We start from the raw sequence: 12,367 nt of genomic DNA on the forward strand, positions 1-12,367 counted from the left end.
TACGCTATCGGAGCTATAGCTAATAATTTTGCCTAGTTTAGCATAATTCAGCTGGCGCTCATTTTTGACAATGCTAATCTCATAGGTATTTTATAAGCTATATTTTTAACCTCAGCCTAGTTGGCTGACTAATGAGTAAACCGCAGCTAGCTAATTAGCTAACTATTGAGTATGCACTGGGTTATCAAGATAGCTTCTCTTAAGATTCAGACACAAAAATAAGACCTTGAACATGCTAAACTTCGCCTATGCTAGTTAAGCCCTTATTCTATTGAGAAAACTTATGTTATTAACCACTAATTTTTGTAAAAAACTCAATCATCTAGGTTTGGCGCTTTTGCTAACAGCAACGGCTCTATCCGCTACAGGCTGTAGCACTACTCACGAGTTTAAGCCGACGGCTAGTGTCATAGTCGGGGCCCATAAGTCGTTATAAGTCGCCTTATAAACTCAGTTACAAAGTTTATTTTTAGAGCTTCAAAATACTATCTTATATCAACAGGATTGGTCATGTCATTCACGCCTCAACGCTCTTTACTAAGACCTCAGTCAGACTATGCTAATGCTAAAGCATTTAGACGGCAACCAACCAATCATGACCAAACTCAGTACAGAAAATCTAATAAGCTAATATCCATCTTTATTATTGTAGCTTTGTCTGCTTTAACCGTAGGTTGTAACACTTTGCAAGCGCTTGAACCAACAGCTATTTTGATTTCTGACATCAAAAACTCTTTATGATATTGTATTGAGCGGATCATCATACTTAGCTAGATTTATTTTAATCGTCATTTTATAAGTAGAAAACACTATGTCCTCCTCTTTAACTTTACGTATTGCTTGTGCTCTAGCGCTGGCTACTAGTCTTGCAGCTTGTCAAACCAGTCAACTTAATGCAAATCATCCCGACTATCAAACTATTCATCAAAAAGTAGCACCACCAGATGTTGGGTCATCTGCCTTAGCTATAGACTTATCAGGACGCCACGAGTATCAGCTAGATAATGGTCTAAAAATCATTGTAAAAGAAGATCACCGTGCGCCCGTCGTTATGACTCAGATTTGGTACAAGGTGGGCTCTACCGATGAGCCGTTAGACAAAGGCGGCATCTCACACTTACTTGAACATATGATGTTTAAAGGCACTACTAAAGTTTCGAGCGATGACTATGAGCGCCTGATTGCCAAGTTTGGCGGGGTTAATAATGCTTTTACTAGCTACGATTATACTGGCTATTATGAGCTATTCCCGGCTAATCGTTTGCCGTTAGCGCTAGAATTAGAAGCCGATCGGATGCTAAATCTGCGTTTTGATGAAAACGCTTTTACCAAAGAGCATCAAGTAGTTATGGAGGAGCGTCGACAACGTACTGATGACAATCCACTAGCCAAAGCTTACGAATCATTTCGCCTGCTAGCCTTACCTGATAGCCCAAAAGGGGAGTCGGTAATTGGGCCGATGAACGAGCTACAATCTATCAAGCTTAGTGAGTTAAAAGACTGGTATAAGACTTGGTATACGCCTAATAATGCAACTTTAGTAGTCGTTGGCGATGTCGAACCAACAGAAGTCTTGGCGCAAGCAAAACGCTACTTTGGTGATCTCAAAGCCAGTAAGTTACCGCAGCGCCCAGCAGTCCGACAAAAAGGCTTTCGTGGTTACCAGCAGGTAGAGTCAGAGCAAGCGGTGCAAGTACCAGTATTATTGATGGGCTATAATGTACCAAGCCTATTAACTGTCGGGGCAGCTAACGAAAAGCAAGCCTACGCCCTATCATTGGCACAAGACGTATTGGACGGTGGTCTATCTGCGCGTCTAGAGAGTCGACTAATACGTGAGCAAGGCTTGTTAACTTCTATTGGTACTTCTTATGACTTATTAGATCGCGGTGATGGACTGTTCTTGATCCAAGCGACACCAAGAGAAGGCGTCAGTTTGGCACAAGCGCAGCAAGCTATCACTGCTGAAATTGACAAACTAGCCACGGATCCAATAGCCCCTGACGAAATCAGCCGTGCCAAGACTAATACGGTTACTAGCTTAGTTTATGCACAAGATAGCATGGAAGGACAAGCACGGATGATAGGCTCACTGCAAGCTATTGGCTTAGATGATCGCTTACTATCAAGCTTGCCTGCTAAACTTGATAGCGTATCAGTTGCCGATATTCAAGCGGCGAGCAAACGATATCTAGTCAAGAATAACTTGACGGTTATGCAGGTTATACCGCCTAAAAAATCCGCTAATAAAGCAGGCTTGGTGGATAATGCTAATAACTAACCAAACTAGGCAAACTAGGCAAACTAGGCAAACTAAACAACATTTTGCTTTACTTTAATGTAGAAACCAAAGCAAAGCTTATGCCCGTTAAAAGCTATGAGGCGACCCACATAATGACAGTAATGAAAAATACAAAAATGACCACAGCATCCACTGTTAGTATGGCAGTGCTAATAGGACTTACAACTTGGGCCATGCCAGCGCAAGCAGAAGAGGCTACAGACTATCGAGTGCCAGCGATGATCGATAACAGTGCGCCTATTGCGGCCCTATCTACGCTCACTAGCATCAATAATGCCAAACCGCTGAAAGTTACTGTACCAAGTATTGTGCACTTCAACACCAAATCTGGCGTTCCTGTGTCTTTCGTACGGGCAGCGGCTCTACCGATCGTCGATATTGATTTACGTTTTAATGCAGGTAGTGCGCGGGATGGTAGTCTACGTGCAGATGGTTTTGGTATTGCTAGTATGACCGCTACTATGTTGACGCAAGGGTCTAAAAAGCTAGCTGAGAATGACTTTACTCGGGCGGTCGAGACGTTAGGTATCGATCTAAGCAGTAGCGCTTATAAAGACATGTTTACTATCTCCCTGCGCAGTCTCTCTGATGATGAACATTTATTGCCAGCTGTTGATTTGATGACCCAGATGCTCACTGAGCCTAGTTTTGATAAAGCTACTTTAGCGCGTAATAAAGCGCGATTGTTAGTCGGTCTTCAGCAACAAAAACAAGATCCCGGCAGTCTTGCCAGCTTAGCTTTTAACGAGGCATTGTATGGTAAGCACCCTTATGCTCACCCTTCCTCTGGCACCCTTGCCAGTGTGCCTAGTATCGAACAACAAGACTTAATCGCTTTTAAAGATCGTTATTTAGTAGCCGCTAATGCTTCGTTGGCCATAACTGGTAATTTGAGCATAGATCAAGCCAAAAAGCTCGCTGAAGATATTACCGCAAACTTACCTAAAGGCCAAGCAGCCAGCGTATTAGCTGAACCTAAGGCTTTGACCAAAGGTCAGCATATTCATATTGACTTTCCTAGTAGCCAAACTACCGTCCTAATGGGACAGCTGGGCAGTAAGCGCGCCACTGATCCTAAAGAACAACAGCAACAAACTAACTTTGCCGTCGGTAATGAAGTACTAGCAGGGGGCGATTTTAATGCTCGATTGATGACTGAAATTAGACAGAACCTTGGCTATACTTATGGGATATCAGGCTCGATGAGCCCTATGCTCACTCGTGGACCTTATCAAATAAGCTTTTCGACACGTAATGACAAAGCGCGTATGGCTATAGATGCTAGTTTGAAGGTGATTAATGAGACTTTAGCGCAAGGTATAACGGCTAGTGAGATGCAGCTGACCACAGACAATTTAAAGAATAGCTTTCCGATGAGCTTTGCTAGTAATATTGGTATCAATGGTTTGCTGGGGACAATGAATTTCTATAAGCTGCCTGATGATTATTTAACCAATTATATGAGTCGGATCAATAATGTGCAGCTCGCTGAGGTGAATAAGACCTTGCGTGATACTTTAGATCCTAATAATTTTTTGATCGTCACCGTAGGACAGGATAACCCTTGGGACCAAGCTAGCGCTAAACCTCAATAGGGGTTTAACGCTGTTTGATTGAGTAGTCATTTAGTCTATAAGCTTAATGACTACGTCATACATAAAATGCTCAGGCTTATAGGTAGCTCCGTTATAGGCTAAACGGATCACATGCTTATCATAAGAGAGTACTTTATAGTCGCCGTCAGCGAAATTATGTAACTCGGGTACTACCAATAAAGCTTCGATTTTATCATCGCTGAGCTCGACGGTTATACGTTGATCGACTTTTGGATATAGATAATATTCACAATAGTCATCGACCATGACTTCCTGCACTCGCTCTATAACATTAGTATCAACATCCTTTTGCAGCAACTTAGGGCAGATATCAGCACGTCTAGCGGCTAAAAGTGCATAGGAGTTATCAATGCTGTTTTTTATCTCCTGCATATTTTGCTTTCTTTGTTGTCCGAGTGCAGCTTCATTATCGACAACTTTGCCCTTATCCTCTGGTAAACAACCAGAAGTTGCCACTAGCGCTGATACTATAATCATCTGTAAACTTAAACGCAGTGCTTTGGCCTTTAATAGATAATAGTTTTGTTGCTGATGCACGGTTTTATCAGCCAGCCCTAAGCTTAATACATTCATGGATATCACTTATTATAATTGTAATCAAATGACTCTAAGGTCAACAACTCTATTAATAAAAAATACTTATTACTAAGCTATAACTATAAATAAAACTTAAAAAAATAGCCCATTATTGCGGGCTATTTAAACACATTTGTTTGAAATATTGATAGTTATATATGACTTATATGTCATTGTGACCCTTTAATGGCATAGAAAATAACTTCTTGATATTAGGTAATAATAGTCAATACCGACTGTTCAGTACTAAATACCTATTAATAAATTACTAATATATACATCCTGAAAAACTGACTTAAGTCTATGATTTATATTATGAATCTCAATCATGGTGGCAGCCAAATAGCGGTACTCAAATAGACAGCTACTCTCCTATAACTATGGCTAGAGTTAGTAGCTTTCACTAACTCACTCACTAGTAACGACAAGCTGAAGCGCTGCTGGCATGTTGAAAACCCCACTTTCGATAGCCTTCAGTATCTAAATGGATAGCCCCTGTTGAATATAATCCTAAACCAAAGTTATAAGCATTGCCTTGATACTGCCAAAACTGACACAGACTGTCCTGCATACTACTAAGACGCCACGGACTACTCTCATACTCAGGCACCCAGATGTCCATGGCACCTGCAGTCATGTGCTTGCTGCCGTCAGCACCACCCGCACATGCATTAAGGCTTGGACTACGATATACCGACCGTATCTCAGTGCCAGCTGGCAAGATACCTTGAGCTTTTAGGTCACTATAGAGTCGTAACGTCGGTACTATGTTTGACCACAACTCTTGCGGAGGTAGCTGATAAGGCTCATAGCCACATTTGTCCCAGCTACGAGCTGTTGTCAATAACTGCTCAAGTGGCGGAACATTCCGTGCCCCCAGTCTTGAGATAAGATAACTTTTATAGCTGGCTACTTGTTGCGCACGCCAGCTGTTGCTATTTAGCCAGCTATTGAAATCCATGCTACTAAAGTTGTTATAGCTAGTATTATAACTATTATTAGTGGTGCTATAGCTAGTATTGTAGCTAGGGGTACGCGGGTTAACATTTACCCGCTTACTTTCTTCTATTGATACCTTGGCATCGAATTCATATTGGCGCTGTTTTTGTTCGATAAGGCCTTGCATGTTATCGCCAGTTATCTGCTGGCGGTATGGTGCAGGGGTTATATAAGCATTGCTAGTATCATTATTACCCTGACGAACTTGTATCCGGCGTTCGTTATCGACACTCAATACCGCCGCATAACTACTGACACTGGTGGTACAGACTAAAAAGGCTAACGCAGCACGCGCAGCTAGTCCTGTTGGCACTTGCCAAACCATTGATTCATTAATTCCACTGTTTACATTTTTCATTGACGGTAACTACCACTAAAAACATCTCATCGATATTATCAAATTTTTCACAGGCAGGCTAAACTATCGCCAGTTAATTAGCCTTAGAGGGTTTGTTATTAACACTAATGCTAATAGGTTTTATAATGACGTTACTTTATTACGCTAAAGTTACTTTTTAGGAGGATTTAAGCTCGAGCGTATAGGGGTTTTTTTACGGTTTACCCAATTTTACTGTTATGCTCTCAATTGACTACGTTTTGGTTAATACGCTCTTTGTATTGACTTCACTTTTTTTATAACCATATTTTAAGCTAAATTTTGCCTATGTCTTCTAACCCGCAATACAGATTTTCTCGTCAAAGTCACCATCTTGGTCAACATTCTGAGCCGACTTTGTGGCAAAGGATTCACATAGATCCTTGGTTGACGTTGTTGTTACTATCCATCTGCTGCATTGGTTTGACGATTTTATATAGCGCCTCGATTCAAGACAATGCTATGGTCTTGCGCCAAATAGTTAGTTATGGTGTAGCCTTCATAGTTATGTTTGTTATGGCACAGATTCCACCTAGCGTTTATCGTACTCTAACCCCTATCTTTTATGTATTGGGTTTACTACTGCTAGTACTCGTAGATATTATTGGTGAAGTTCGCATGGGCGCGCAGCGCTGGATAAACTTGCCAGGATTTGGCAGTGTACAACCCTCAGAGTTTATGAAGCTGGGTATGCCTATGATGTGTGCTTGGTTTTTATCCAAACGCGATCTACCACCAAGCTTTTCCAGTGTGGGGATTGTTCTAGTACTTATTATCATACCAGTGTTATTAATAGCTAAAGAACCGGATTTAGGTACTTCACTATTAGTAGCCGCAAGCGGATTGTTTGTATTATTTTTGGCAGGTTTATCTTGGTGGATGATCGCTGGTGCCTTGGCTTTATCTGTACCCATAGTCACTATTGCTTGGCAGTTCTTATTACATGACTATCAGCGCACTCGCGTATTAACGCTCTTTAATCCTGAAGGTGATGCTCAAGGTGCTGGCTGGAATATCATCCAATCCAAAACCGCTATAGGGTCAGGGGGTCTGACTGGCAAAGGCTATTTAGACGGTACTCAATCGCATTTGCACTTCTTGCCCGAAGGTCATACTGACTTTATCATAGCGGCATTTTCTGAAGAATTCGGGCTATTGGGGGTAATATTACTAATGTTTTTTTATGCCTGTTTACTAAGTCGTTCGCTATATATCGCCTTTACTCATCCTGATACTTATAGCCGATTATTAGCAGGAGCTGTCGCTATGTCATTCTTCGTTTATGTCTTTGTAAATGTGGGCATGGTTGGCGGGATTTTACCAGTAGTAGGCGTTCCACTGCCCTTCATAAGCTATGGTGGTACTGCTATTGTCACCTTAATGGCAGGCTTCGGATTGCTAATGTCCATCCATACTCATAGGCCTGAGTAGCTTTACTCATCCCCCTAAATAGCTGCTAGTTTTGACTCTTTCCCTGTTAATTAAACAGCTGCTTAAGTCGCTATTTAAATAGAGTCATGTTTAACCTTTACAAGTCAAAAAATCGGCTATAAGTGTATTTAAAACTGGCGTTTTTTTGTTAAAAAACGGTGATAAAAGATTTTTAGTCATTTTCTGAGTGCTTAGCACTAAATATACTATGGGCTTTTTGTTGTAAATATATATACATATTGCCAAAAAAAGTCTATATAACCTGCTTATATTTAGAGCCAGTTCATAGATATAACTTAATGAATTCAATCACTTAGCCATGAGAACTATTAATCATTAACAAGATAAATTATCTTAGTAGCTTTATATTAATATTAGTCGTATGATGATCTTTGCTCAGCGCACCAGCATAACTAATAAAACTATTTAGACCTTTATTGGTATTAATATTTATTGAATTTGTAAGCGCCTTTTCACCCTGTTTTTTTCGTTATTTTTTTAGACAAGTTGTTGTTATTATTCACTTTAGATAGTAGTTACTCCTGCTGCAATTCATCGGTTTACTATTTATTGTTGATTGATGCTTGTAGATTCTAAAGCTTGTTATTTACAAAAAATTGCGTTAACCTCTGTTAGAGTATTTAGCTACAGAACCTATACAGATCTACTAATAAAGTTAGCAATTAATTATATTCAAGTCAGAGCTCATCAGTATAGTTAGCCTTTGAAATTTCTCAGAGTTTAACTAATCAAGCGTTTATAACGGCAGTAATATAAGCAGCAATACTGGTTTTTATACGATTGATGATTTAGCAACATCGATGAGCGAATTATAAAACTTACCTAAAAGTTAAAACTAATTATATTTTGTACTCTCTATCTATAAACTTAATCGGTAATGGTTAGAATAAAAGTGCAGAATAGCTCAACTTGTCCTACATAATAAGTCATAGCTGATCATTAATTAGAATTTATAATCTAGGTTACAGAGGTATATATATGAATAAGCGTTTATCTGGTCTTCTTACCGCGTCAGTATTTTTGTTCGCTGGCTCAACAATGGCGTCTAGCGCTAATGCCGCCGAAGCAAAAACTACGCTTGCCAACTTTTCTCAAGATAACGCCTCGCATATTGATCGTGTACTCGGTGAACTTACTCGCCAGCATGACAATGCATCAAGTTTAGTAAAATCTGCACGTCAGCCAAGCTCTTTGGCTCTTAATAGTTCACTATTGGCCAGTAACTCCACTGGACTCAGCAATGATGAAGATGTGTTGGAACGTCTGACAGCAGTTGCGTCTAATTCAGTGAGTAAATTTAAGCAGACTGGTCTCGCTTCTTGGTATGGTCGTAAATTCCATGGTCGTAAAACCGCCAGTGGTGATACTTTTGATATGAATGGTTTGACTGCGGCGCATCGTTCATTACCTTTGAACTGTTATGTCAAAGTCACTAACAAAACCAATGGTAAAACTGTAGTAGTAAAAGTTAATGACCGTGGTCCATTTAGTGGTAACCGTGTGTTAGATTTATCTTACGGTGCTGCTAAACAGTTAGGTATCACTAGTAAAGGGGTTGGTAACGTTTCTATTGAGCGTGTTGCAGGACCCTAGTCTTTAGACTATTAATATTTTTATATTATTAATATTTTTAGACTGTTAATAAGTGCTAATAGCAAAGCAATACTTAAAGAAAAACCGCCAAGCTTACAGAAAAGTTTGGCGGTTTTTCTGTTTTAAGACCTTATCTAATAGTAGTCGCTATCGGACAAGTCCTTAAAGCATTACTTATAAAAGCTAGCAACAGTGGAACTATAATCACTACAGCTCAAAGGCCTTTTCTATAGCATCATCCAAGCGCTCTACGGCGATAATAGTGATACCTTTAAATTGGGCTGAATTAGCAGCTGGTGCATTAGATTTGGGCACGATGGCATGAGTAAAGCCATGTTTCATAGCTTCTTTTAAACGCTCTTGACCATTAGGTACTGGCCGTATCTCGCCAGACAACCCTACTTCACCGAATACTGCTAGTGAGGAAGGCAGCGCTCGCTCTTTGATGCTAGAAGCGCAAGCTAATAACACTGCCAAATCAGAGCCGGTTTCTATAACCTTTACCCCACCTACTACGTTCACATAGACATCTTGCCCGCTAGTATGGATACCGCCGTGACGGTGCATAACCGCTAACAACATCGACATGCGCTGAAAATCAAGCCCCAAAGCCATACGTCGTGGCTGTCCTTGTGAGTCATCAACCAAGGCTTGTACTTCTACTAATAGTGGACGCGTGCCTTCACGACTGACCATCACCACTGAGCCTGCAACTGGCTTGTCATAACGGCTTAAAAATATCGCTGAAGGGTTAGCAACTTCTTTAAGACCCATATCCGTCATACCAAAGATACCCAGCTCATTGACCGCACCAAAACGGTTTTTTACCGCCCGAATCATCCGAAAGCGCGAATCAGACTGACCCTCAAAGTACAGTACAGTATCGACCATGTGCTCAAGTACTCTAGGTCCTGCCAGCGTACCTTCTTTGGTTACATGACCTACCAAGAATAATGCTGTGCCCGTTTGCTTAGCATAGCGAGTTAAGATAGCTGCAGACTCACGAATTTGACTCACCCCACCTGGCGCTGAATTAATGGCATCAGTATAGATAGTTTGAATAGAGTCGATGATAGCGATAGCCGGTTGCTCTTGCGTTAGAGCAGCACAGATAGTCTCTACATTAGTCTCTGCTAATACTCGCAATCTGTCCGCTGGTAGATCCAAGCGTTTAGCGCGCATAGCGACTTGCGCTAATGATTCCTCACCAGTGACATACAAGGCGCTACCCGCCAACGAATCAACCTTGGCCATATTGGTTGCGGTTTGTAGCAAGATAGTAGATTTGCCGATACCCGGATCACCACCTATCAATACTACGGAGCCGGCGACTAAGCCGCCCCCTAGCACCCGATCGAACTCACTGATACCCGTCGACATACGCGAATCTAAAGTGACGCTAACTGCATTCAGAGGCATGACCGCACTGTGAGTGCCTGAATAATTGCCAGTGGTTGAGCTATTAGCATCAGCATTACGAGGCGCTGCACGAGGTGCGGGTTTAGGGGTTTTTTTATTATGGTGCGGCATACTGACATTGGGTGCTTCGACTAAGCTATTCCATTCGCCGCAATCAGAGCACTGTCCTGCCCATTTACCAAAATGAGCACCGCAATGCTGGCAAACATAGCTACTAGTATTTTTTGCCATAGTCGTTAAGCCTTATAAAAATTATAAAAAATTAAGAAAGTGACAAATTAAGTAAAGCCACTTATCAAGCTATCTAGTCAATAAAATAATTAATAAGTATTGTGAGAGCAGCGATAAGGATATGACGCTGATAAAAACGGAAGGGTGAAGTTTTATGCGATGCTCAGCCTCTATAAGCTAGGCTGAAGCATCGTTTAGGATACTATTAACAAACCATCATAAAACTAGAGTTTGATGCAGAATAAAATCAACGCAGTAAATAAATTTAGGCCTGAAAGTCTTTACCTAAGTAGACACTTTTTACTAGCTCATTATCCAAGATATCTTGTGGTTTGCCTTCAGCAATGATCGCCCCTTCTGAGACTATATAAGCTTTCTCACAAATAGCTAGAGTATCACGGACGTTATGATCAGTAATAAGTACCCCAATACCGCGATTTTTTAGCGCTAAGATCACATCTTTTATGTCACCTACTGAAATAGGATCAACCCCAGCAAACGGCTCATCCAATAGAATAAACTTAGGGTCAGCAGCTAAGGCACGAGCAATCTCACAACGACGACGCTCGCCTCCTGATACACTCATCCCTAACGATTTACGCACATGCTGTAGATTGAACTCGTTGATGAGTTTTTCAAGCTCTTCACGTTGAGCACTAGCGGACAGCTCTTTACGAGTCTGCAATATAGCTAAAATATTATCTTCAATAGATAGCTTACGAAAGATAGAAGCCTCTTGTGGTAAGTAACCAATACCAGCACGTGCGCGCTCATGCATAGCATATTTGGACAAATCCATCTTGCCCAAAGTGACACGACCTTTATCCATATTGACTAAGCCTACTACCATATAAAAGCTAGTAGTCTTGCCAGCACCGTTCGGCCCTAACAACCCTACTACTTGGCCTTGCTCCACAGAGAAAGAAACATCTTTGACCACCCAGCGCTTGTTGTAGCGCTTGCCTAAGTTTTGCATGACTAAACGTATGCGTGACTCGCTATTGTCATCGGCTAAAAGCTTATTACTATCCAATTGCTGTGTGCCCAGTTCAGATACTAAAGAATCAGGATGGCTAGAGAGGTTGCGGTCATCATTCATACTTATACTCATGCTGGTATTGATAATAGGACGTAAAACAGGGCAATATTAGCAGTGCTGCTGGCTGTAGCCTAGTAGCAAAAATCAAGTTTCAAGTTAACGTAAGCTGCTCTGACTACTATTAGCGTTAGGTGGGAATACCAACTCAACACGTTGATTGCCACCAGCCGTTGCTTCTACATCGCCAGCCTTGAGACTATAACGAATGACGTTACCTGCAAAACTAGCGCCGTTTTGTACTAGCTTAGCATTGCCTGTCAAAGTAACAATACCATTGAGCGCATTGTAGTCGATGTTATTAGCTTGGCCTTTAGCCAACCCCTTTTCTTGAGTGACGACTTGCTGCATAGTCGCTGGACGCCCTGTGGCTACTGCTGAGTTGATGCTGCGCCCTTGCGATAAGTTGACAGTGATATTATCTGCCGTCATCTTAAAGGTACCTTGAGTAATAACCACTGTACCAGAATAGCTAGTAACCCCTGTACGCTCACTATAAGTCGCTTTGTCTGCTAATAGCTTAATGGGCTGATTTGCATCTGAAGGCAAGGCATGGCTATACAAAGGTAGTGTTAATAGCATGACTATTGACAGCGGGCGTGTAGCAGACAACATTGTTGATTTCATAAATGGTTACTCTTTATGTAATTGGTTCTGTAATTGGTTCTATAATGGATTCTGTAATTAGTAATGGGGTCTGCTAAGGT

At 41.2% G+C, this 12,367-nt stretch carries 10 protein-coding genes; 5 read left to right on the top strand and 5 right to left on the bottom strand.

Going from position 1 to position 12,367, the window contains the following annotated elements; translation table 11 throughout:
- Positions 1 to 510: 510 nt before the first annotated feature.
- The 3 genes from JMY09_RS02765 to JMY09_RS02775 all read left to right on the top strand — a co-directional run bounded on the left by JMY09_RS02765 (position 511) and on the right by JMY09_RS02775 (position 3,897).
- Positions 511 to 741, top strand: coding sequence for a hypothetical protein (locus JMY09_RS02765; RefSeq protein ID WP_201622067.1), 231 nt, complete (start codon positions 511 to 513; stop codon positions 739 to 741).
- Between the two features lie 70 nt (positions 742 to 811).
- A complete protein-coding gene (locus tag JMY09_RS02770; RefSeq protein WP_201622068.1) occupies positions 812 to 2,281 on the top strand; it encodes a M16 family metallopeptidase in 1,470 nt (489 codons plus the stop codon).
- 122 nt (positions 2,282 to 2,403) lie between these two features.
- Positions 2,404 to 3,897 (top strand): M16 family metallopeptidase, encoded by a 1,494-nt coding sequence (locus tag JMY09_RS02775; protein WP_227677123.1) that lies wholly within the window; start codon positions 2,404 to 2,406, stop codon positions 3,895 to 3,897.
- Positions 3,898 to 3,927: 30 nt separating this feature from the next.
- Here JMY09_RS02775 and JMY09_RS02780 read toward each other — a convergent pair whose 3' ends face one another.
- Together JMY09_RS02780 and JMY09_RS02785 are read right to left on the bottom strand one after the other, a co-directional pair.
- Entirely contained in the window at positions 3,928 to 4,491 is a 564-nt protein-coding gene (locus tag JMY09_RS02780) for a hypothetical protein (protein ID WP_201622069.1), read from the bottom strand.
- A 418-nt stretch (positions 4,492 to 4,909) separates the two neighbouring features.
- A complete protein-coding gene (locus tag JMY09_RS02785; protein ID WP_320157827.1) occupies positions 4,910 to 5,851 on the bottom strand; it encodes a D-Ala-D-Ala carboxypeptidase family metallohydrolase in 942 nt (313 codons plus the stop codon).
- A gap of 306 nt (positions 5,852 to 6,157) precedes the next feature.
- Between JMY09_RS02785 and rodA the strand changes: the two genes are divergently transcribed.
- Together rodA and JMY09_RS02795 are read left to right on the top strand one after the other, a co-directional pair.
- Entirely contained in the window at positions 6,158 to 7,300 is a 1,143-nt protein-coding gene (rodA, locus tag JMY09_RS02790) for a rod shape-determining protein RodA (RefSeq protein WP_201622070.1), read from the top strand.
- A gap of 999 nt (positions 7,301 to 8,299) precedes the next feature.
- Entirely contained in the window at positions 8,300 to 8,914 is a 615-nt protein-coding gene (locus tag JMY09_RS02795; RefSeq protein ID WP_201622071.1) for a septal ring lytic transglycosylase RlpA family protein, read from the top strand.
- A 207-nt stretch (positions 8,915 to 9,121) separates the two neighbouring features.
- Here the strand turns inward: JMY09_RS02795 and radA are convergent, their stop codons facing one another.
- The 3 genes from radA to lptA all read right to left on the bottom strand — a co-directional run bounded on the left by radA (position 9,122) and on the right by lptA (position 12,287).
- Complete coding sequence (radA, locus tag JMY09_RS02800) at positions 9,122 to 10,564, bottom strand: DNA repair protein RadA (RefSeq protein ID WP_201622072.1); 1,443 nt, start codon at positions 10,562 to 10,564, stop codon at positions 9,122 to 9,124.
- Between the two features lie 265 nt (positions 10,565 to 10,829).
- On the bottom strand, positions 10,830 to 11,540 hold the full coding sequence (gene lptB, locus JMY09_RS02805; RefSeq protein WP_201622170.1) for an LPS export ABC transporter ATP-binding protein: 711 nt from the start codon (positions 11,538 to 11,540) through the stop codon (positions 10,830 to 10,832).
- Between the two features lie 219 nt (positions 11,541 to 11,759).
- On the bottom strand, positions 11,760 to 12,287 hold the full coding sequence (gene lptA, locus JMY09_RS02810) for a lipopolysaccharide transport periplasmic protein LptA (protein ID WP_201622073.1): 528 nt from the start codon (positions 12,285 to 12,287) through the stop codon (positions 11,760 to 11,762).
- Positions 12,288 to 12,367 lie beyond the last annotated feature (80 nt).

The organism is Psychrobacter urativorans (assembly GCF_904846695.1).
In the GTDB taxonomy this organism is placed as follows: domain Bacteria; phylum Pseudomonadota; class Gammaproteobacteria; order Pseudomonadales; family Moraxellaceae; genus Psychrobacter; species Psychrobacter urativorans.